This is a genomic window from Xanthobacter nonsaccharivorans (assembly GCF_043194755.2).
GTDB classification, from domain to species: Bacteria; Pseudomonadota; Alphaproteobacteria; order Rhizobiales; family Xanthobacteraceae; genus Xanthobacter; species Xanthobacter autotrophicus_G.
Map to the genome: position 1 here is coordinate 2,873,138 of NZ_CM195526.1, position 20,893 is coordinate 2,894,030.

General features: G+C 68.5%; 18 protein-coding genes. 4 read left to right on the forward strand and 14 right to left on the reverse strand.

Annotation, left to right across the window (positions count from 1 at the left end; genetic code table 11):
• Positions 1–148 precede the first annotated feature (148 nt).
• Positions 149–1,201 (reverse strand): N-acetyl-gamma-glutamyl-phosphate reductase, encoded by a 1,053-nt coding sequence (gene argC, locus V5F59_RS13150; protein ID WP_393978073.1) that lies wholly within the window; start codon positions 1,199–1,201, stop codon positions 149–151.
• 250 nt (positions 1,202–1,451) lie between these two features.
• Here argC and parE point away from each other — a divergent pair, with 250 nt between their 5' ends.
• On the forward strand, positions 1,452–3,494 hold the full coding sequence (gene parE / locus V5F59_RS13155) for a DNA topoisomerase IV subunit B (protein WP_393978075.1): 2,043 nt from the start codon (positions 1,452–1,454) through the stop codon (positions 3,492–3,494).
• A gap of 157 nt (positions 3,495–3,651) precedes the next feature.
• Here the strand turns inward: parE and V5F59_RS13160 are convergent, their stop codons facing one another.
• Entirely contained in the window at positions 3,652–4,833 is a 1,182-nt protein-coding gene (locus tag V5F59_RS13160; RefSeq protein ID WP_393978077.1) for an MFS transporter, read from the reverse strand.
• A gap of 368 nt (positions 4,834–5,201) precedes the next feature.
• Between V5F59_RS13160 and V5F59_RS13165 the strand changes: the two genes are divergently transcribed.
• Together V5F59_RS13165 and V5F59_RS13170 are read left to right on the forward strand one after the other, a co-directional pair.
• Positions 5,202–6,782 (forward strand): DEAD/DEAH box helicase, encoded by a 1,581-nt coding sequence (locus V5F59_RS13165; protein WP_393978079.1) that lies wholly within the window; start codon positions 5,202–5,204, stop codon positions 6,780–6,782.
• Between the two features lie 383 nt (positions 6,783–7,165).
• A complete protein-coding gene (locus V5F59_RS13170) occupies positions 7,166–7,990 on the forward strand; it encodes a class I SAM-dependent methyltransferase (RefSeq protein WP_393978081.1) in 825 nt (274 codons plus the stop codon).
• 10 nt (positions 7,991–8,000) lie between these two features.
• On the opposite strand, the gene V5F59_RS13175 is transcribed toward V5F59_RS13170, so the two are convergent.
• The 9 genes from V5F59_RS13175 to crcB form a co-directional block, all read right to left on the reverse strand.
• Entirely contained in the window at positions 8,001–8,420 is a 420-nt protein-coding gene (locus V5F59_RS13175; RefSeq protein WP_393978083.1) for a TfoX/Sxy family protein, read from the reverse strand.
• A gap of 27 nt (positions 8,421–8,447) precedes the next feature.
• Complete coding sequence (locus tag V5F59_RS13180; RefSeq protein WP_393978085.1) at positions 8,448–9,230, reverse strand: ATP12 family chaperone protein; 783 nt, start codon at positions 9,228–9,230, stop codon at positions 8,448–8,450.
• A 31-nt stretch (positions 9,231–9,261) separates the two neighbouring features.
• A complete protein-coding gene (locus V5F59_RS13185) occupies positions 9,262–9,981 on the reverse strand; it encodes an HAD-IA family hydrolase (protein WP_393978087.1) in 720 nt (239 codons plus the stop codon).
• On the reverse strand, positions 9,978–10,715 hold the full coding sequence (locus V5F59_RS13190) for a hypothetical protein (RefSeq protein ID WP_393978089.1): 738 nt from the start codon (positions 10,713–10,715) through the stop codon (positions 9,978–9,980). Before V5F59_RS13190 ends, V5F59_RS13185 begins: the two co-directional genes overlap by 4 nt.
• A 408-nt stretch (positions 10,716–11,123) precedes the next feature.
• The gene (locus V5F59_RS13195; RefSeq protein WP_393978602.1) at positions 11,124–12,977 is read right to left on the reverse strand and encodes a TRAP transporter large permease; all 1,854 of its coding nucleotides are present in this window, start codon (positions 12,975–12,977) and stop codon (positions 11,124–11,126) included.
• A 125-nt stretch (positions 12,978–13,102) separates the two neighbouring features.
• The gene (locus tag V5F59_RS13200; protein ID WP_393978091.1) at positions 13,103–13,723 is read right to left on the reverse strand and encodes a TRAP transporter small permease subunit; all 621 of its coding nucleotides are present in this window, start codon (positions 13,721–13,723) and stop codon (positions 13,103–13,105) included.
• Positions 13,724–13,955: 232 nt separating this feature from the next.
• On the reverse strand, positions 13,956–14,618 hold the full coding sequence (locus V5F59_RS13205) for a hypothetical protein (protein WP_393978093.1): 663 nt from the start codon (positions 14,616–14,618) through the stop codon (positions 13,956–13,958).
• A 14-nt stretch (positions 14,619–14,632) separates the two neighbouring features.
• Positions 14,633–15,700, reverse strand: coding sequence for an RluA family pseudouridine synthase (locus V5F59_RS13210; protein WP_393978094.1), 1,068 nt, complete (start codon positions 15,698–15,700; stop codon positions 14,633–14,635).
• A gap of 94 nt (positions 15,701–15,794) precedes the next feature.
• On the reverse strand, positions 15,795–16,178 hold the full coding sequence (gene crcB / locus V5F59_RS13215; protein WP_393978096.1) for a fluoride efflux transporter CrcB: 384 nt from the start codon (positions 16,176–16,178) through the stop codon (positions 15,795–15,797).
• A gap of 288 nt (positions 16,179–16,466) precedes the next feature.
• Here crcB and V5F59_RS13220 point away from each other — a divergent pair, with 288 nt between their 5' ends.
• Positions 16,467–17,252 carry an alpha/beta fold hydrolase gene (locus tag V5F59_RS13220; protein ID WP_393978098.1) on the forward strand — a complete coding sequence of 262 codons (786 nt, stop codon included), beginning with the start codon at positions 16,467–16,469 and terminating at the stop codon, positions 17,250–17,252.
• A 17-nt stretch (positions 17,253–17,269) separates the two neighbouring features.
• Here V5F59_RS13220 and V5F59_RS13225 read toward each other — a convergent pair whose 3' ends face one another.
• From V5F59_RS13225 to rplQ, 3 genes are all read right to left on the reverse strand, one after another.
• A complete protein-coding gene (locus tag V5F59_RS13225; RefSeq protein WP_393978100.1) occupies positions 17,270–18,580 on the reverse strand; it encodes a replication-associated recombination protein A in 1,311 nt (436 codons plus the stop codon).
• A 7-nt stretch (positions 18,581–18,587) separates the two neighbouring features.
• Positions 18,588–20,057 (reverse strand): Do family serine endopeptidase, encoded by a 1,470-nt coding sequence (locus V5F59_RS13230; protein WP_509211096.1) that lies wholly within the window; start codon positions 20,055–20,057, stop codon positions 18,588–18,590.
• Positions 20,058–20,447: 390 nt separating this feature from the next.
• Positions 20,448–20,870: a 50S ribosomal protein L17 gene (gene rplQ / locus V5F59_RS13235; protein WP_393978102.1), complete on the reverse strand. Its 423-nt coding sequence runs from the start codon at positions 20,868–20,870 to the stop codon at positions 20,448–20,450.
• Positions 20,871–20,893 lie beyond the last annotated feature (23 nt).

Genomic DNA, 20,893 nt, shown 5'->3' on the forward strand with positions numbered 1-20,893 from the left:
GGGCTGGCGGCGGCGACCGGACTCAGGAGGAGGATCAGCCGCGCGCCCGGCCGGCCCGGCGCGCGTCGCCGCTGCCGGACAGGCTTGTCTCCGTGGGATGATGCGCCCCGCCGGATGCGCGGCGGGGCCGGGCCTCAGCGAGGAGGCATCAGGGCATGAGAGCGATCTGGTCCAGCCCCAGGGTCTCGGGGAAGCCGAGCACCAGGTTCATGTTCTGCACCGCCTGGCCGGAGGCGCCCTTCACCAGATTGTCCAGGGTCGAGATGAGGATGGCGCGGCCGGGGTTGCGGTCCGCCACCACCCCCAGGAACACCATGTTCGACCCGCGCACGTGGCGCGACTGGGGCACCTGGCCGAAGGGCAGCACGTGCACGAAGGGCTCGCCCTTGTAGAAATCGGCGAGGATGCGGTGCAGGTCCTCGGCCGTGGCGCCCGTGGTGCGCACGTAGATGGTGGCGTAGATGCCCCGGTTCATGGGCGCCAGCACCGGCACGAACATGGGCTGGACCGGCCGGCCGGCGGCCTTGGAATATTCCTGGTCCAATTCACCCATGTGGCGGTGGCCGGAGACGGCATAGGCATGGATGCCCTCGGACACCTCCGAGAACAGCATGGCCTCCTTGGCCGAGCGGCCGGCGCCCGACATGCCGGTCTTGGAATCCACCACGATGCTCTCCGGATCCAGCGCGCCCGCCTCCAGGAGCGGCACGATGGGCAGGATGGCGGTGGACGAATGGCAGCCGGGATTGGCCACGAGGCGGGCCTTGCGGATCTCGTCCCGATAGATCTCGACGAGGCCGAACACCGCCTCCTGCTGCAGCTCCAGCGCCTGATGGGGGTGGCCGTACCACTGCTCATAGGCGCCGGGATCGGACAAGCGGAAGTCGGCGGAGAGGTCCACCACCTTCACGGTGGGGGACGCCTCGAAAACCTTCTTGATGACGAGCTGGGTGGTGGCGTGGGGCAGTGCGCAGAACACGAGATCCACCTGCGTGAAGTCCACCTCGTCGATGGTCACGAGCCTGGGCAGGGGGAAGGGAGCGAACTGCGGGAACACCTCGGCCATGGTCTGGCCGGCCTTCCGGTCCGCCGTGAGCGCCACGATCTCCACGCGCGGATGGCGCAGCAGCAGGCGCACCAGCTCGGAGCCGGTGTAACCGGAGGCGCCGAGAACCGCGATCCTTGCCTTTGCGTCAGACATCTTCATCTCCTCCACGCGCGTCGTCCGAAGGGATGGCGACGGCGGGGCCAAGGTCCTTACACCCATCGCATTTCAGGGAAAAGACAGGTGCGCCGGCCGGGCGGCCGCGCGGGCTTTGCGCACCTCCGGCGCGCCCTCGCCCGTTTCCGTTCCGTTCCCACGCGCCTCCACCTCTGCCACTATGGACGCAACAAAGGCCGTGGCCGCGCAGCGATTCGCACGGCCCTTTTCCTTCTGCTATCGAGCACGCATGTCCGACACCGACGATCTCTTCGGCTCCGCCACCCGTTCCCGCGCCGCGTCCAAGCCCGCTCCCAAGGGCAAGGCGCCGGCGAGCGTGCCCGCCATGGCGGATGATTATACCGCCGCCCATATCGAGGTGCTCGAAGGGCTGGAGCCGGTGCGCCGCCGGCCGGGCATGTATATCGGCGGCACGGATGCGAAGGCACTGCACCACCTCTTCGCCGAGGTGATCGACAATTGCATGGACGAGGCGGTGGCCGGCCACGCCAGCTTCATCGAGGTGCAGCTGGGCGCCGACGGCTATCTCACGGTGTCGGACAACGGGCGCGGCATCCCGGTGGAGGAGCACCCGAAGTTTCCCGGCAAGTCGGCGCTCGAGGTCATCATGACCACCCTGCACGCCGGCGGGAAGTTCGACAGCAAGGTGTACGAGACCTCCGGCGGCCTGCACGGCGTCGGCGTCTCGGTGGTGAACGCCCTCTCCGACGACCTGGAAGTGGAGGTGGCGCGCAGCCAGACCCTCTACCGCCAGTCCTTCTCCAAGGGCGTGCCCCAGGGCCCGCTGAAGGAAGTCGGCCGCATCACCAACCGGCGCGGCACCCGCGTGCGCTTCCACCCGGACCCGGAGATCTTCGGCCCCTCCGCCCGCTTCGAGCCCGCCCGCGTGTTCCGCATGGCGCGCTCCAAGGCCTATCTGTTCGGCGGGGTGGAAATCCGCTGGTCGTGCGACGGCGAGCTGCTCAAGGGCATCGACGGCATTCCGGAGAAGACCGTCTTCCGCTTTCCCGGCGGCCTCAAGGACTATCTGGCGGCCGACCTCGAAGGCAACACGCTGGTGCATCCGGACATCTTCGCCGGCCGCATCCAGAAGCCAGGCGGCCACGGTTCGGTGGAATGGGCGGTGGCCTGGGTGGCGGACGCGGACGGCGGCATCTCCTCCTACTGCAACACCATTCCCACCCCCGATGGCGGCACCCACGAGAACGGCCTGCGGGCGGTGCTGCTGAAGGGCCTGAAGGACCATGCGGAGCGCTCCGGCCAGGGCAAGCGCGGCGCGCTCATCACCGGCGACGACGTGACCGCCGGCTGCGCCGCCATGCTCTCGGTGTTCGTGCGCGAGCCGGAATTCCAGGGCCAGACCAAGGACCGCCTCGCCACCGCCGAAGCCGCCCGCATCGTCGAGCAGGGGCTGCGCGATCCGTTCGACCACTGGCTGGCCGCCAATCCGGTGGCCGCGAGCCGGCTGCTGGAACACGTGATCGACCGGGCCGAGGAGCGCCTGCGCCGCAAGCAGGAGAAGGAGGTCTCCCGCAAGACCGCCGTGCGCAAGCTGCGCCTGCCCGGCAAGCTCGCGGACTGCTCCAACACCGATGCGGCCGGCTCCGAGATCTTCATCGTCGAGGGCGATTCGGCCGGCGGCTCCGCCAAGCAGGCGCGCGACCGCAAGACCCAGGCGGTGCTGCCCCTGCGCGGCAAGATCCTGAACGTCGCCAACGCCACCCGCGACAAGCTCGCCCAGAACCAGCAGCTGGCCGATCTCGGCCAGGCGCTCGGCTGCGGCGCGCTCTCCCATTACCGCGACGCGGACCTCAGATACGAGAAGGTCATCATCATGACCGACGCGGACGTGGACGGCGCGCACATCGCCTCCCTCCTCGTCACCTATTTCTTCCGGCAGATGCCGAAGCTGATCGAGGAAGGCCACCTCTTCCTCGCCGTGCCGCCGCTCTACCGCATCACGCAGGGCGCCAAGACCCTCTATGCGCGCGACGACGCCCACCGGGAGCGGCTGCTGAAGAAGGAATTCACCGGCAAGGGCAAGGTGGAGGTGGGCCGCTTCAAGGGCCTCGGCGAGATGATGCCGGCGCAGCTCAAGGAAACCACCATGGACCCGAAGACGCGCACCCTCCAGCGCGTCACCATCGAGGATGCCGAGCGGGCGCTGACGGCGGATCTGGTGGAGCGCCTCATGGGCAACAAGCCGGAAGCCCGCTTCGCCTTCATCTCCGAGCGCGCCGCCTTCGCCGACGAGGACCTTCTGGACATCTGAGCGACGCGGCGAGCGGCTGCGGCGCGCCCGGGGGAGTGCAGCTCGACCTCTACCATGGATACTGGCCGGGGATAGCGGGCCGCAACCGGGCATACCCGGCTGCAATCACCCGGCGGATATGGACGCAGCTCTCCCCCAGCCTCACCCCATCGGGGGATCAGTCCGGCGAGGCTGGTGACGGGAGGGGCGACACGGGCGCCTTGCGCGGCGGCAGCAGGCCGGCGGGCAGCGCCAGCGCGATCATGCCGAGGCCGGCGAGCAGGAACACCGGCACCACGCCGAACAGGCCCGCCATCTGCGCCAGCACCAGCGCCCCCACCGCCTGCCCCACGAAGAAGGCGGACGCGAACAATGCCACCGCCGATCCTCGCGCCTCGGGCGCGAGCTCCGTGGCGAGGATCTGCAGCACGTTGTGGATCATGTAGAAGGCGAAGCCCGACAAAGCGAACAGCACCGCCACCACCGGCAGACTCGATCCCGCCGCGGCGGCGATCAGCAGCAGCCCCACCGCCGCCGCACCGCAGCTGACCATGCCGCCGAGCCCGAGGTGCCGCACCAGCAACGGCACGGCGAAGGTGTAGAAGGCCCCGCCGATGGCGAAGGCACCGAGCACCAGCCCCGCCTCCACCGCATCGCCTAGGGCGTGCTCCACCATCAGGGGCGCCACCAGCGGGAAGATGCCGAAGGTGAGCGCCCCTTCCAGGGCCACCACACCATAGACCTTGATGGACAGGGGGTTCTTCAGCACCACCCCGTACCGGGCGAGGGAGGCGGCAAGCGAGATCGGCTGGGGCGCCGCTTCCTCCTTCAAGCCAAAGATCGCGCCGAGGGCGGCGGTGACGGCGACGACGAAGGCGCACCAGAACACCGCCCGCCACCCCATATACTGGCCCACCACCCCCGCCAGCGCCGAGCCCAGGAGCTGGCCGAGCACCAGCGCCAGCAGCACCCGGCTAAGGGCGACCGGACGCCGGTCGAACGCCACCCGGTCGCCCACCGTCGCGAGCACCACCGGGATAACGCCACCGGCGAAGGCGCCGGAGAAGACGCGCGCCGCCAGCAGGCTGGAATGCCCCGGCGCAAGCGCCGAGACGGCGAGGCCCACCGCCAGCATGGCGAGGTTGATGCGGATGAGCCGCACTTTGCCCAGCGCATCCCCGATGGGCCCGAACACCAGCTGCATGGCGGCATAGGGCAGCGTGAAGGCGCTGGCCAGCAGCGCCACCTCTTGCAGCGTCACCTTGAGGTCGGCGGCGAGGATGTTCAGCATCGGGTCCACGGCGCGCATGGAAAACGCGCTCGCGAAGGCGGCGAGGCCGAGAATGAGGAGGAAGGGCATAGGTCCGCTCGGCAGGGGCAGCGCGCGGCAGGCGGCGTGTGGGCCACGTGTGGGAGCTATTGACCACCCGGTCAAGACGAGAGCCCGTCGTCATTTGCATGACAGCAGCCAGAGCACCGCCATTACCGCATGGCAAAACGCCCTGAAAACAAGCATCTGCGCTGTTTTTCTGCAACCGCGCCGCGCACGCACGCGAAGGGCCAGCAAAACTGTCCGAAAACGTTGACACGGCGCACAATTTTCTTATGGTCTTGATCGTCGTCCGAGATATGTCGAATCCAAGCGCGCCGACCGACGACCACTCGTCTGACCCCGTACACGGCACGGGACGTTCGATCAGCGGCGCGCCGCCGCATCCAAAAGATGCAATGTCATTTTCCGAACTCGGTCTGAGCGATAAGGTTCTCGCGGCCGTCGCTGCGACGGGCTATACGACGCCCACCCCCATTCAGGCTCAGGCCATCCCCCACGTTCTCGCGCGCCGCGATGTGCTCGGCCTTGCGCAGACGGGTACCGGCAAGACCGCCGCCTTCACCCTGCCCATGCTGACATTGCTGGAGCAGGGACGCGCCCGCGCTCGCATGCCGCGCACCCTCATCCTCGAGCCGACCCGCGAGCTCGCCGCCCAGGTGGAAGAGAACTTCGTCCGCTACGGCAAGAACCACAAGGTGAACGTCGCCCTGCTCATCGGCGGCGTTTCCTTCGGCGACCAGGACTCCAAGCTCGTGCGCGGTGTCGATGTCCTGATCGCCACCCCTGGCCGCCTGCTCGACCATGTGGAGCGCGGCCGCCTGCTCCTCTCCGGCATCGAGATCCTCGTCATCGACGAGGCCGACCGCATGCTGGACATGGGCTTCATCCCGGACATCGAGCGCATCTGCAAGCTCGTGCCCTTCACCCGGCAGACGCTGTTCTTCTCGGCCACCATGCCGCCGGAGATCCAGCGCCTGGTGTCGCAATTCCTGTCGAACCCGGTGCGGGTCGAGGTATCGAAGCCGGCGTCCACCGCCACCACGGTGACCCAGACGCTCGTCGCCTCCGGCCGCGAGGACTATGAGAAGCGCGAGGTCCTGCGCACCCTCATCCGCGATTGCGAGAACCTGCAGAACGGCATCATCTTCTGCAACCGCAAGCGCGACGTGGCGGTGCTGCTGCGCTCGCTGCAGAAGCACGGCTTCAACGCCGTGGCCCTGCACGGCGACATGGACCAGCACGCCCGGCTGAAGGCGCTGGACCAGTTCCGCTCCGGCGAGGCCACCCTGCTGGTGGCGTCCGACGTGGCAGCGCGCGGCCTCGACATCCCCGCGGTGGGCCATGTCTTCAATTACGACGTGCCCCACCACGCGGAAGACTATGTGCACCGCATCGGCCGCACCGGCCGCGCCGGTCGCTCGGGCACGGCCTACACCATCGTCACCCATCTCGACGGCAAGTCGGTGGCTGCCATCGAGAAGCTGATCGGGAACGCCATTCCCTGGCAGGGCGAACCCCTGGGCGACGCCCCGCCGGCCTCCGCCCGCCGGGAACGGCGCGGCGGCGAGCGCGAGGAAGGCCGCCTGCGCGGCAAGCGTCGCGTGGAGAAGGACGGGCGTGCCGAGCGGGAGGCCCGCCCCGAGCGCGAGCCCCGGCCCGAACGCGAGCCCCGTGGCGAGCGCCCGGCCCGACCCGAGAGGGAGGCCCGCGCAGACCGCCCGGCCCGGCCCGAGCGGGAAGCGCGTCCCGAACGCGAGCCCCGGCCCGAGCGTGAGCCGCGCCGGGAGCGTGACGGCGAGACCCGGCCCGAGGCCGAGGCGCGCGCCCCTCGCCCGGAGCGGACCCGCCGCCCGACCCGCGAGGACGCGGCCGAAGCCCGTCCCGCGCGCCGCGAGCGTGCCCCGGCCAGCGAGCCGGCGGACATGTCGCACCTGCCCGCCTTCCTGTTGCGGCCCGTGCGCGTGAAGGCCAGCTGACACCCCTCCGGCCCTCCCGCACCGCGGGCGGGCCTTTCCCTGCTCCCGAATCGCATGTGCCGACCCACCTCAGCCGGTGGAAGCCTCCCCTTTGGCTCGCGCCCCGGAGGCTCGGCCAAGGCGGATGACGGCCAGGCTCCTTCAGATGTGACCAAGCGACGCTACAACCGCCTGCCCGCATGACCGATCAGCCGGTGGGTACGGCAAAGGCCACGCCCGCGTTAGCCATTTTCGCAAAATGCAATTGGTAAGGGGATCATCGGTCCGCTCCGCGCCTTGAACTTCTCAAGAAAGGGTTCTTAAGGTGACCTTGGCGGCAAGGCGCTGGAACCCCGGCTGCGCCAAAGGCCCATTTGCGACCGGGGGCGCGCGAGATGCCTTGCATGACCGAGATTGGTAGCCAGCTCACCGAATATTGCCGGTCGGGCCGCAAGAAAGTGAACGGCTGGTTCGAGCGCAACGATGCCGAGCTCTACCTGCGCATCCTCACGCTTCAGGCGGAGATGGGCATCAAGGGCGGAACGGCCGAGATTGGCGTCCACCACGGGCGCTCCTTCATGCCCTTGTGTCTCGCGCTGCGTAGCGACGAGAAGGCCATGTGCATCGACCTGTTCGAGGACCAGTCCCAGAATGTGGACGGCTCCGGCCAGGGCGACCGCGCCATCTTTGAAGCGAACCTGAACGCGTTCAAGGTGGACCGCAGCCGGCTGGTGATCCACAGCGGCTCCTCCCAGGAGGTGACGCCCCGGCAGATCTCCGACGCCGTGGGCCCGGTGCGCTTCTTCAGCGTCGACGGCGGCCACTGGCACGACATCGTCATCAGCGACCTCGACCTGGCCGCCGCCACACTGGCGGACGGCGGCGTGATCGCCCTGGACGACTTCCTCAACCAGGCCTGGCCGGACGTCTCCTACGGCTTCTTCGACTGGTACCGGGAGAAGGGGGCGGACTTCGCGCCCATCGCCATCGGCTCGGCGAAGCTCTATCTCTCCCACCGGCGCCATGCGACCAAATATATCGACGCGCTGATGGCGAGCCCGGACATCCGCTCGCGCGTCTACAAGGTGGCTGATTTCCTGGGACAGCAGGTACCGCTGCTCATCTCGCCCTACCCGGCCCTGCTCATCGCGGTGAAGAACAAGCTCGCCGAAAGCAATTCCGGCCTGCTCGACACCCTGATGACGCTGAAGCGCCGCTACATCTCCTGAGGGCTGCGCCTTACTTCGGGGCCCCGCGCCGGCGCGGGGCCGATGGCGCGGGCTTTCCGCGCTCCGCCCTGGTGCCCGATGCCTTGCCGCCTTTCGACTTGCCGGCCTTTGCAGCCTCTGCCGCGCGGGCGATGACCAGCGCGCGGCGTGCGAGGGTGGCGAGATCCTCCGGATCGTCCATGGCCGCCTCGGGCAGGCGCCAGTAGCTGGTGATGGTGCGACGGCCGGTCTTCGCCTCGTAGCTGAAGGGGTGGGAGCCGCGCGCCTCAAGCTCCGCCGCGAAGGACGCGTCCGCCTTGAGATAGAGGATGTCGTCCGCATCGAGGGCGATCATCACCCCCTCCGCATAGACCCCGCCGCCGCCGAACATGCGCTTCACCCGCACCGCTCCGAAGGCGGAGAAGAGATCGGCGATGGTGTCCGCATCCATGGCTCCGCCCCCCGCTCGTTCCGCGCGTCAGGCAATCAGGCGCAGCAGCGCGGCGGCCGCGTCCATCTCCGTGCGGCGGGCGGCGCGGCGGGCGGAGGCGGCCTCGTCCTCGCCCCACTGCTCGCGGTTGAAATCCTCGTCCACATGGGCCGCCGTCCACGCGGCATCGGCATCGAGGAGGCCTTCCTTCACCGCCAGCGCCAGCAAGGCGGAGCCGGTGAGCGTGGTCATGGAATGCACCGCCGCCAGGGCCAGCGGCGCCGCAGGCACGAGGGCGCGTACCTTTTCCAGTGCCGGTGCGGGCTGGGCCACGTGCACCACCCCCTCGGCGAGGAAGAAGCGCGCATCGTGGGCTTCGTTCATCCAGTCGAGCACCGGGTTCCAGTGCCGGGCCTGCCGCTCCACCAGCTTCTGCGGGCCCTCGGCGCGGTAGAAGAGCATGTCGGTGCCGGCATAGTTCACCACCTCGTCGGCCACCGCCTGCACCTCGGCCGCCACGCGGTCGAGGGCGACGTTCACGAGCCGGGTGAGCGGCATGCGGAAGGGGTTGATCTCGCTCTCCTGCGCCGCCCATTCGGCCGCCATGGCCTCCGCCAGCGCGCGGGTGGGCGCCAGCAGCAGGCCGCGGGCCGGGGTGCGCACGGAGCGTCCGTCGAGCAGCACGGTGAAGCCGCCTTCCGCCTCGCCGACGGAGACCTCCTTGTAGAAGCGCTTGGGCAACGGTGCACGCTGGGCGGCGCGGGCGCGGGCCACCGGATCGTCGGAGGCGCCATCCGCCGCGCCATCGAGGTCTTCCAACAGGTCGCGCATCGCTTGGTTCTCCTTGCGGCGGCCCGGCCGGCTATCGCGGCTGGCGGCGGGCGATGAGCGCGGCGATCGCGGCCGGCACCTCCTCGAACCGCTGCACCAGCAGGTCGGCGCCGGCGCGTTCGAGCGCGCCCGTGTCATGATAACCCCAGGCGACCCCGAGCGCCGAGGCCCCGGCGGTGAGCGCCATGGCGATATCGAAGGTCGTGTCGCCCACCACCACCGTCTCCTCCGGCCGCGCGCCGATCTCGGCCATGGCCTGGAACACCATGGCGGGATGCGGCTTGGAGGGGGCGTCGTCGGCGGTCTGGATGGTGGAGAACCAGCCCTCCATGTCGTGCGCCTTCAGCACCCGGTCGACCCCGCGCCGGGCCTTGCCCGTCACCATGCCCAGCACCAGGTCGTCACGCTGGCGCAGCGCGTCCAGCACCTCGCGGGCGGCGGGGAACATGGGCTCCGGCGGCTCGGCGTCCCGCAGGCGGATGAAGGCGGTGCGGTAGGCATCGACCAGCGCCTCCACCGGATACGCCCGCTCGCCGCGGGACAGGGCCGCGAACGCCTCGGGCAGGGAGAGACCCACCACCGAGAGCAAGGTGGTGCGGTCCGGCAGCGGCACGCCATGGGCGGCATGGGCGTCGCGCATGGCGGCGACGATCATGTGCTGGCTGTCCACCAGCGTGCCGTCGCAATCAAACAACACCAGCTTCAGGGGGGAGGAGCCCGCCGGGGCGGGATCGCTGGAGGGCGGCGTCATTTCTGCGTCAGCTTCTGGGTGGCCACGTCATAGATCCAGGAGAGGCCCGAGGGATCCACGAACACCACCTGCTTGAACCCCCGCTGCTCGCACTGGCGCGGGAACGGACCGGAGACGATCTGCTCGGTCGCATCCTTGGCCGGGAAGGAGAACTTGATGATGAGCGTGGTCGCCTCCTCGCCGGAGGTGGTGACCTGCAGGTCCAGCCCGTTCTGGACGAAGCTCTCCTGCTTGCTCTTGGCATAGGCACGGCGGGTCTGCGCATCCGCCGGGGGCGCCTGCACGGGCGTGCGCACCGTGGGCAGCGGCAGGGCCGCCTCCTTCGCCTCCCCGGCCGGCGGTGCGGCAGGGAGTGCGCCGGGAGGCGCAGAGGGGGGCGCGGTCTGGGCCTCGGGCGCCGCGACCGGCGGCGCGGCAGGAGGCGCGGCAGGAGGCGGCGACGCCGCGGGCACCGGCGCATTGGCCGCGACCTCGGCGGCCGGGCTCGCGGCGGTGGTCGTGGCAGGAGGCGCCTGCATCACCCACCACACGAGGCCGCCTGCGACCAGCGCGACGGCCGTGCCGCCGAGGCCCACCACGAACGGCATGAGGAAGCTGGTGTGCAGCTTGCGGCCGCAGAAGGGGCAGTTGGCCTCTTCCGGATAGACCTGTGCCCCGCAGCCAGGACAGAAGTCGGCTCTGGGGTTCATCGCGATCACCTCCACCCGCTCGGTGCGGCCGCGCCTTTGGCGCACGCCGGACCCTCGATCCCGGAAACCCGCCCCCGTGGACCGCGGACGCCCGGATCCGGCTCAACTCAATGAGTTAGAGGACGATTTGCCGACCAGAGGGAACCGTTCCGCGGTTCCATATGATCGGATCGCGCTCTGGTGCCGAATCACAAGCACGCGCTCCACGCCTGAAGGAGACACAGGCTGCTGCGATGCGCCATCGGCAAAGCAGCGGCGGACTGTGGATGCTCCCGTTTGGGGATTTCGGTCCAGAATGCGCCCTAAGCAGGGCAGAAGCCCTGCCTTACCCCACGCCGCCCACGCTGCCGTTGCGCAAGGGGACACCCCGGCTCACTGCGGGAAAGCGCGCAAGTGCCTGGAACCGAAGCGTTTCACGCCATGGCGTGAACACCCGGCACCGGGGCGATCCAGCTACTTGCCAAAGGTCAGCGGCGGCGGCGCGAGATCGTCGACAGGGGCGAGATTCTCGAACTGCTGCTTCACCTGGCCCTGGTCGAGCTGCACGCCACCGGACTTGTAGTGGGTGACCATGCCCGGGAACAGGATGACGAGCGCCACCATGATGAGCTGGATGACCACGAACGGCACCGCGCCCCAGTAGATCTGGGCGGTAGTCACCGGCTCCATCATCTTGCCGGTGACGCGATCCGCATACGGCACCTTGGCCGCCACCGAGCGCAGGAAGAACAGCGCGAAGCCGAACGGCGGGTGCATGAACGAGGTCTGCATGTTCACCGCCAGCATCACGCCGAACCAGATGAGATCGATGCCGAGCTTGTCGGCCGCCGGCCCCAGCAGCGGGATGATGATGAAGGCGAGCTCGAAATAATCGAGGAAGAAGGCGAGCACGAAGACGAGGGCGTTCACCGCGATGAGGAAGCCGACCTGGCCGCCCGGCAGGGAGACGAGCAGCTCTTCCACCCACTTGTGCCCGTCCACCCCGTAGAAGGTGAGCGAGAACACGCGCGCGCCGAGCAGGATGAACAGCACGAAGGCCGAGAGCTTGGCGGTGGAATAGGTGGCCTGCCGCATCAGGTCGAACTTCAGGCGGCCGCGGGCGAAGGCGAGGATGAGCGCGCCCACCGAGCCCATGGCGCCACCTTCCGTCGGCGTCGCGACGCCGATGAAGATGGTGCCCAGCACCAGGAAGATGAGGGCGAGCGGCGGCACCATCACGAACACCACCTGCTCGGCGAGCTTGGAGAGCAGGCCGAGCCGGAAGATGCGGTTCACCACCGCCACCACGAAGGCGATGGCTACCGTGGCGGACATGGTGAGCACCACATAATCCGCGCCGAACTTCACGCCCGTCTCGGTCATCAGCATGATGGACAGGCCGATGGACAGCGCCAGCGCGATGAACAGCGAGGGCGTGAGCAGCTTCGCCGTGCCGGACATCACGAAAAAGAGGAGGACGAAGGCGCCCACGCCCCAGGCGGCCGTGTTAGCGGTGCCGGAAAGCACCCCCTCCGTGAGGTGCGGCAGCGAGCCGGTGGCGACGAGGTAGGCGAAGCCCGCCGCGGCCACGGCGCCGAGGATGCGGGAGGGGCCGAGCTTCTGCTGCGGATCGCGCAGGGTCTGCGCCTCCAGCGGCAGGCCGGGGGCGGCGCCGGGGAAGATGGACGAGATGATGAAGATGTAGACCGCGTAGAGGCTGGCGAGCAGCAGGCCGGGCACGAAGGCGCCCTCGTACATGTCGCCCACCGAGCGGTTCAGCTGGTCGGCCATGACGATGAGCACGAGGGAGGGCGGGATGATCTGCGCCAGCGTGCCGGAGGCGGCGATCACGCCCGAGGCCACGCGTCGGTCGTAGCCGTAGCGCAGCATGATGGGCAGCGAGATGAGGCCCATGGAGATGACCGAGGCCGCGACCACGCCGGTGGTCGCCGCCAGCAGCGCGCCCACGAAGATGACCGCATAGGCGAGGCCGCCGCGGATGGAGCCGAACACCTGGCCGATGGTGTCCAGCAGGTCCTCCGCCATTCCCGAGCGCTCGAGGATGAGGCCCATGAAGGTGAAGAACGGCACCGCGAGGAGCACCTCGTTGTTCATGGTGCCGTAGACGCGCTCCGGCAGCGCCTGGAGGAACTTGGGATCGAACAGGCCGAGCCAGATGCCGACAACGCCGAAGATGAGGCCGTTGGCGGCCAGCGAGAAGGCCACCGGATAGCCGATGAGCAGGAACACCACCAAGGTGCCGAACATGATCGGCGCCATATTGTGGATGAACCAGCCCTTGAAGCCGGGCTCGGCGGCCAGCGCCATGTCCGGCAGCACGGCGAGGACGAAGGCCAGGGCAAGGGCCGCGCCGGCAAGGCGCATGACCCTGGGGAACTCCGTTCGGGCGAAGGACAGCGCAGGGAAGCGGATCAGGGCCATGGCGCGCTTCCTCACTTCTTCTCTTCCGGGGCGATGACGCCGCCCGGCACGTCCGCATCGGCCATCAGGCGCTCGGCCTCGGCGGCAAGCGCGGCATGGCTGCCGCCGGTCCCCTCGTTGGGGTCCTCCATCCGCCCGGTGAAAATGGCGATGCGCTTGATGAGCTCCGAGAAGCCCTGCAGCGTCAGGAAGAAGAAGCCCAGCGGCACCAGGAACTTGGCTGGCCACTGTGGCAGGCCGCCGGCGTTCAGCGACTGCTCGTTGATCTCGAACGAGGAGAGGAAGAAGGGCCAGGAGGTCCACAACAGAAGAATGGAGAAGGGCAAGAGGAAGAAGAGGTGGCCGAAGATGTCGATACCGTCGCGCACACGCTTCGAGAAGCGCGAGTTCACGATGTCGATGCGGATGTGCTCGTTGTCGAGCAGCGTCCAGGAGGCGCACAACAGAAACACCGCCGCGAACAGCACCCATTGCAGCTCAAGCCAGGCATTCGACGACAGGTCGAACACCTTGCGGACCACCGCATTGACCGCGGACACGAGGATGGCACCCAGGATGAGCCAGGCAGCAGCCTTGCCGATGCGCGTGTTGATGGCATCGATGCCCCGGGCAAGGGCAAGCAAAGGTGTCATGGATCTATCGTCCCTCGGGCGAGCGGCCGTCGCCGCTTTCGGGTTGCTTCTTCTTCTGCCCGCGCGGAACCGCGTCTTGCGGGCTTGGCGCGGCACCTAAGGCAAACGCACACGCGCCGCAAGGGGCGAGGCCCCTTCAGGTAACCTTTGCGTCAAGCATCACCCGTGGCGCTGCCCGCGCATTCAACCAAAGTCGCAGCCGATTGTCGTCGCTCGCCCTCGGGAGGCCGCCTCAGGGGGGCGCCACGCCACCGGGCCACTGCGGCGGGCCCGCAAGCGCGGGCCCCTTGCGGAATGCGCCAATGGCTGGGTCGAACTCCAGCGCCATCCCCTGCCCCGCCACCGGGCTCGGCGGCACGCACCAGACCTCGGCGGTCCGGCCTTTGCGCGGCAGCAGCGTGATGGCGCGACCAAGGCCCTCCCAGGCCGAGGTATCCTCCACAACCTCCTGCGGCTCCGTCTGGCACAGATCCCGGTCCAGCTCAGGCCAGACCCGCCCCGTCACCAGGCGCCAGGTCCCGCCCGCTCGGGCATAGAAGCGCACGCGCCCCGCGAAGGGGGCGCCGCTCTTCACCCCCCACTCGCTGAGCCCCACGAGCGGCTGGCCCTTGGGTCCCGTCCAGACCGCGAGCTCCGTCACGAAGCCCGACGCTTCGTCGCCATCGCCACGGTCGGTGATGCGGAGGTAGCCGTTGGCGGCATCCATCACGAGCGAGACGCGCGCCCGTGCGCCGTAGAGCGCCCCACCGGAAGCGCTCGGCGGGCGCTTCGACGAATCTATCGTGTAAGTCGGGAAACCTGCGGGCAGAAGGCGCTGAAGCTCACGGTAAAGGTCCAGAATGTTCGACGCCTTCGCCTCACCCCCGAAAGGGAGCAGGAGCAAGGCGGCAAGCACCGCCGCACGGCACCTCATTCCTCCGGCGCCTCGGTGATGGGGTCGTACTGGGAGGCATCGAATCCAAGAACCGCAAAGGTTTGCGCCATATGCGGCGGCAGCGGCGCCGACACATCGATCACCCCGCCGCCCCGCGGATGGGGAATGACGAGCCGTCGGGCGAGGAGGTGCAGCCGGTTCTGCAACCCGCCGGGAAGTTCCCAGTTCTCGATGTTGAAATACTTCGGATCACCAAGAATCGGATGGCCGATATGGGCAAGATGCGCGCGCAGCTGATGGGTCCGTCCGGTCACGGGCTTCAGCGAGAGCCAGCTGATCTTCTGGCCGGCCTGGTCGACCAGCGCATAATACGTAATGGCGTGGCTCGCCTCATCCTCGCCATGGCGGGCGACGCGCATTTTCTCCTCGTCCTCATCCCTGGCGAGATACGTGGAAATGCGCCCCTGCCGCGGCTTCGGCACACCCGGCACCACCGCCCAATAGATCTTCCGCGCCTCCCTGGACCGGAAGCTCTTGGCCAGCACCGAGGCGGCAAGCCGCGACTTGGCGATCAGCAAGCAGCCTGAGGTGTCCTTGTCGATGCGGTGGACAAGCCGGGGCTTCTGTCCATCCTTGTCCCGCAAGCAATCCAAGAGACCGTCGATGTGCCGGTAGGTGCCCGATCCGCCCTGGACGGCGAGGCCGAAGGGCTTGTTGAGCACCATCACGTCCCTGTCCTCGAACAGGGTGATGGACTTGAGGAAGGCGCGGTCCTCCGCTTCCTTGCGGGCGGCAGGATTTGAAGCAGCGCGCGGCTTCGCGGGCGCTCCCTCCCCCTCCGGCGCCCGCTCCGAAGGCGCCTTGCGGCCGGAAGCTGCGGGCGCCTCCTCCTGCGGCTCTGCGCCCAGCGGCGGGATCCGGACGCTCTGACCCGGCTCCAGGCGCGAGGAGGTCTTCACCCGTCCGCCGTCCACCCGCACCTGCCCGGTGCGCACCAGCTTCTGGAGGTGGCCAAAGGACAGATCAGGGAAATGCACCTTGAACCAGCGGTCGAGGCGCATGCCCGCCTCGTCCTCGGCCACGGTCTTCATCGCGACGGCCATTGCCCGGATCGTCCTCGCAGATTGGGAAAGCGACCCGAGACATAGATCATGTGCGCGTCCGCGTCACGCAGGCGGCGCAGCTCTGCCGGCGCCTTCAGGACAGGGTGCGCATGATGGCAAGGCCTGCGAACACCGCAAGCAGCGACAACAGGACGGAGGCGACCACATAAGTGACCGCCAGCGCCGCATCGCCTCTCTCGAAAAGCAACGCGAAATCAAGGGAAAAGGTGGAGAACGTGGTGTAGCCGCCAAGAATGCCGGTGGTCAGGAAGAGCCGCATCGTCTGGCTCCAGAACTCCCCGTCCTTGAAAGCGAGATAGCCGACGATCAGCCCCATCAACAGGCTGCCGGTGACGTTGATGATGAAGGTCGCGAAGGGAAAGGCGGCGCCGAGCAGCTTCGGCACCGCGAGATTCACCAGGTGACGGATGACCCCGCCGGTGCCGGCGCCCAGGAACACGACGATGACCGGATGCATGGACCACCTCTCACCGGCGGTTCGCGGCGGCCCCCGTCAGGCTCACAGACCTGATCGAAGCCGACCCCCGGGGCGCTGCGACCGCCATCGGCAAGCGCCCCCAAGCAGGAACAAGCGATGCTGTAGCCAGCCCGCCGTGGCGCGTCCACTGTGTTGCGATCCCTCGCGTGGGAGAAGGAAACGCCCCGCACAGAGGGTGCGACGCGCAGATGCCTTGAGGTAGGTCCATGCCATGTCCTCGAAACGCTTCAAACGTTCATCCGGAGCCGCCATCTGCGGGGGCCAGTCATGCCTGAGCTGCGCCGCGAGGGCGTCCGCCTCTCCTTCGATCTCAAGGAGGGCGAAAAGCCGCCCGTGGTGCTGATCCACGGCTTCTGCTGCGATCGCAGCTTCATGGCGGACCAGTTCGCATTCTTCGCGGCCCGCGGTCATACCGTGCTCGCACCCGACCTCAGGGGCCACGGCGCGAGCGACAAGCCGGAGCAATGCTACACCTTCGAGGGCTTCGCCAGCGATGTGGCGTGGCTATGCACGCAGCTCGGCCTGAAGAGGCCCGCCCTCGTCGGCCACTCCATGGGCGGCACCATCGCCTATGAGACGGCCATGCGGTTTCCGGACCTCCCCCGCGCGGTCGCCCTGCTTGATTCGGCGGTGGCCCTGACGGAGGCCGCGCGGACCGGCATGTCCCGCTTGATCGCCGAGCTGAACGGGCCGGACCGCGCCGCCGCCCTGCGGCGCATGGCCGATGCCGCCTTCTTCCTGCCAACGGACGATCCGGCCCGCCGGCAGCGCATCCTCGACGTGATGAGCGCGGCCCCGCCGTACCTGCAGGTCTCCGGCGCACAGGCCCTGCGGGACTATGACCCGACGCCGGCGCGCGGACGGCTCATCATGCCGCTGCTCTACATCGCCGCCAATGAGCCGACGGCGCGCTCCGACCTCGACACTTTGGTGGAGATCGTTCCCCATGTTCAGCTTGCGCGCACGGTCGGGTCCGGCCACTTCTGCCAGATGGAAGTGCCGGAGCAGGTGAACGCCATGCTCAACCGCTTCCTGCACTTGGCCGGCGCCTGACCGGATTGGCCAAAGCCTCACGCCTCCCCGCGCTCGGACCTCAGGCGCGCCCAATAGTCCATGCGCTTGCGGATCTCGCGCTCGAAGCCGCGCTCCACCGGGCGGTAGAAGCTCAGCCGGCCGAGGGTCTCGGGGAAATAGTTCTGGCCGGAGAAGGCGTCCGGCTCGTCATGGTCGTAACGGTAGCCCGCGCCATAGCCCTCCCCCTTCATAAGCTTGGTGGGGGCATTCAGGATATGCTTGGGCGGCACCAACGAGCCCCCCTCCTTGGCCACGCGCCTGGCGGCCGAGAACGCCTTGTAGACGGCATTCGACTTGGGCGCCGTCGCCACATAGACCACCGCCTGCGCCAACGCGAGCTCGCCTTCCGGCGAGCCGAGGAAGTCGAAGGCCTCCTTGGCCGCATTTGCCACCACGAGCGCCTGCGGATCGGCATTGCCGATGTCCTCCACCGCCATGCGCACGATGCGGCGGGCGAGGAACAGCGGGCTCTCGCCGGCATCCAGCATGCGCGCAAGATAGTAGAGCGCCGCATCCGGGTCCGAGCCGCGCACCGATTTGTGCAAGGCTGAGATGAGGTTGTAGTGGCCGTCCTCGCTCTTGTCGTAGATGGGAGCCCGCCTCTGCACCACGTCGGACAGGGCCGCCACGTCGAACACCTCGCCCGGCCGCGCGGCGCGCCAGACCTCTTCCGCCAGCGTGAGCGAGGCCCGCCCGTCGCCATCCGCCATGTTCACGAGGGCGAGGCGCGCCTCCTCGGTGAGTGGCAGCGCCTTGCCCTCCACCTCCTCCGCCCGCGTCAGCAACCGGGCAATGGCCTCCGCATCGAGCGAGCGGAACACCAGAACCCGGGCGCGCGAGAGCAGCGCCGCATTCAGCTCGAAGGAGGGGTTCTCCGTGGTGGCGCCCACGAGGGTGACGGTTCCATCCTCCATCACCGGCAGAAAGCTGTCCTGCTGGGCGCGGTTGAAACGGTGAATCTCATCCACGAACAGCAGCGTCGCCTTGCCCGTGAGGCGGCGGGCACGAGCCTGCTCGAACACCTTCTTGAGGTCTGCGACACCGGAGAAGATGGCGGAGATCTGCTCGAAATGCAGGTCCGTCGCCGAAGCCAGCAGGCGCGCCACGGTGGTCTTGCCGGTACCCGGCGGTCCCCACAGGATGAGCGAGCCCAGCGAGCGCGTCTCCAGCATGCGGGAGAGCACGCCATCCGGCCCCACCAGATGGTCCTGCCCCACCACCTCTGCGAGCTTCGCCGGCCGCAGCCGGTCGGCCAGCGGCCGCGGCACCTGATCCGTCAGACCCGCTGCCTCGAACAGATCCGCCATCGCCGCCTCAGCCCGGAAGAAGGGCGGTGATGGTGCGCCCGTCCCGCGCCACCGTCACACGCCAGCCGCGCAACGGGGTGCGCACCAGTTGCTCCAGGTCCCAGGTACGCGCGACCTTCTCGCCGTTCACCTCGACGATCACATCGCCCGGCCGGAAGCCGGACACAGCAGCAGGTGAATTGTCGTCGACGCCATAGACGACCACGCCGGTGGCTGTGGTGTCGAGCTTCAGCTCCTCCGCCACCGCGGGAGAGAGATTCACCACCGTTGCGCCGGCGAAGGGCGAGCGGGCCCGCACCTTCACCTCCTCGCGCGGAACGTTTTCCGGCGCCCCCTCCAGCACCACCACAGCGCTGACATCCTTGCCGGCCCGATTCACCGCAAGCGCCGCCTTGCCGCCGATGGGTCGCGTGGCAAAGCGGTAGTTGAGGCTCTCGGGATCGTCGATCCCCTGCCCCTCCACCGCGATGATGAGGTCGCCCACCTTGAGCCCCGCCTTGGCGGCCGGACTGTCCGGCACCACCTTCTGCACCAGGACGCCGGTGGGCCGCGGCAGGCCGAGGCCCTCGGCAATGTCCGGCGTCACCCGCTGCAGGGCCGCGCCGAGCCAGGGGCGGCGCACCGATTTCGAGCCGTTCCTGGCCTGCTCGATCACCACCCGCACCATGTTCACCGGAATGGCGAAGCCGATGCCGATGGAGCCGCCGGAACGCGAATAGATAGCCGAATTGATGCCGACCAGATGACCCGCCATATCCACCAGCGCACCGCCGGAATTGCCGGGATTGATGGCAGCGTCCGTCTGGATGAAGAACTGGTAGTCCGACACGCCCACCTGCGTGCGCGCCAAGGCGGATACGATGCCCTGGGTCACGGTCTGTCCCACCCCGAAGGGATCGCCGATGGCCAGCACCAGGTCGCCCACGGCAAGCTCGTCGGAATTGCCAAGCTCAATGGAGGAGAAGGCTTCCTTCCCTTCCCGCTTGATGCGCAGAATGGCGAGGTCCGTGCGCTGGTCGCGCAGCAGCACCTCGGCCTCGAACTCGCGCTTGTCGTTGAGGGCGATGCGGATCTCATCCGCCCCTTCGATCACATGGTAGTTGGTAACCACGAGGCCCGACGTATCGACGATCACGCCCGAGCCGAGGGACCGCTGCACCCGCTCCGGCGCCTGCAGGCCGGGACCGCCCGGCGCCCCGAAGAAGCGACGAAAGAACGGGTCATCGAAAATGGGGTTCACCCGTTGCTGCGCCGTCTTCAGCGCATAAACGTTCACCACCGCCGAGGCCGAGCGCGCCACCACCGGCGCAAAGGAGAGCTTCACCTCCGCATTGGAGGCGGGCACGCGCGGCTGGGCAGATGGCTGGGCAAGGGCTCCGGCACCGCCGCCGAGCAGAACCAGAGCGGCAAAGCCGACCACCGCCGCGCCTTCGAGCGCGGTCTTCCGGAGGCCGGAGATGGAGGAAGAAACAATCATCCGCACCATACCGTTCATTGACGCACCTTCACCCGGTCCGGGACGCAACCCGGTGCAGACCTCTAGATAGTCATGTTCTCTATAACGGCCAGCCGCCGCCGTGGGCAAAGGCGGGCGCGATCCGGACCCGCCAGGAGCCGAAGTCCGCGGAAACGAGGCTGGCCAGGAGGTTGCGCGCTTGCAGCCTTCCAGGAGGGTCGACGGCGCTGCGACCAGGCAAAGCCCATCCGCCTCGCCCAAGGCCAGAAAGATCAAGGGCGCCGCCCGATCCCCTCCAGCAGCACGCTTCGTCCGGCGGTGGCAGCCACCCCGAGCCTGCCCCGCTTCCCGCAAAACAAAAAAGGGCGGCCCGAGGGCCGCCCTTTTTGAAGGCGCGTCAGGCGATACGGCTCACGCCGCCTCAGCTTCAGCCGCAGCAGCGGTGCGGGCGTGGTCTGCGGCGCCCTTGGCGTCCACGTCACGGTCCACGAACTCGATCACGGCCACGGCCGTGTTGTCGCCATAGCGGAAGCCCGCCTTGACGATGCGGGTATAGCCGCCCGGACGCGCTGCATAGCGAGGGGCGAGCACGTCAAAGAGCTTCTTCACGACCGTCTGGTCCTTGAGCTCCGCGATCGCCTGGCGGCGGGCGTGCAGGTCGCCGCGACGAGCGAGGGTGACCAGCTTCTCGACGATCGGACGCAGGTCCTTCGCCTTCGGCAGGGTGGTCACGATCTGCTCGTGGGTAATGAGGGCGCCCGCAAGATTGGAGAACATCGACTTGCGATGCTCCCAGGTGCGGTTGAACTTGCGATGTACCTTGCCGTGACGCATGACGGCGGACTCCTGAAATCTGG

Coding starts and splice junctions, on each gene's coding strand:
- V5F59_RS13230 (WP_509211096.1), bottom strand. CDS start 20,057: ATGATTGTTTCTTCCTCCATCTCCGGCCTCCGGAAGACCGCGCTCGAA.
- V5F59_RS13185 (WP_393978087.1), bottom strand. CDS start 9,981: ATGACGCCGCCCTCCAGCGATCCCGCCCCGGCGGGCTCCTCCCCCCTG.
- argC (WP_393978073.1), bottom strand. CDS start 1,201: ATGTCTGACGCAAAGGCAAGGATCGCGGTTCTCGGCGCCTCCGGTTAC.
- V5F59_RS13220 (WP_393978098.1), top strand. CDS start 16,467: ATGCCTGAGCTGCGCCGCGAGGGCGTCCGCCTCTCCTTCGATCTCAAG.
- rplQ (WP_393978102.1), bottom strand. CDS start 20,870: ATGCGTCACGGCAAGGTACATCGCAAGTTCAACCGCACCTGGGAGCAT.
- V5F59_RS13195 (WP_393978602.1), bottom strand. CDS start 12,977: ATGGCGCTGGCCGCCGAGCCCGGCTTCAAGGGCTGGTTCATCCACAAT.
- V5F59_RS13170 (WP_393978081.1), top strand. CDS start 7,166: ATGACCGAGATTGGTAGCCAGCTCACCGAATATTGCCGGTCGGGCCGC.
- V5F59_RS13160 (WP_393978077.1), bottom strand. CDS start 4,833: ATGCCCTTCCTCCTCATTCTCGGCCTCGCCGCCTTCGCGAGCGCGTTT.
- V5F59_RS13175 (WP_393978083.1), bottom strand. CDS start 8,420: ATGGATGCGGACACCATCGCCGATCTCTTCTCCGCCTTCGGAGCGGTG.
- parE (WP_393978075.1), top strand. CDS start 1,452: ATGTCCGACACCGACGATCTCTTCGGCTCCGCCACCCGTTCCCGCGCC.
- V5F59_RS13180 (WP_393978085.1), bottom strand. CDS start 9,230: ATGCGCGACCTGTTGGAAGACCTCGATGGCGCGGCGGATGGCGCCTCC.
- V5F59_RS13225 (WP_393978100.1), bottom strand. CDS start 18,580: ATGGCGGATCTGTTCGAGGCAGCGGGTCTGACGGATCAGGTGCCGCGG.
- V5F59_RS13200 (WP_393978091.1), bottom strand. CDS start 13,723: ATGACACCTTTGCTTGCCCTTGCCCGGGGCATCGATGCCATCAACACG.
- crcB (WP_393978096.1), bottom strand. CDS start 16,178: ATGCATCCGGTCATCGTCGTGTTCCTGGGCGCCGGCACCGGCGGGGTC.
- V5F59_RS13165 (WP_393978079.1), top strand. CDS start 5,202: ATGTCATTTTCCGAACTCGGTCTGAGCGATAAGGTTCTCGCGGCCGTC.
- V5F59_RS13210 (WP_393978094.1), bottom strand. CDS start 15,700: ATGGCCGTCGCGATGAAGACCGTGGCCGAGGACGAGGCGGGCATGCGC.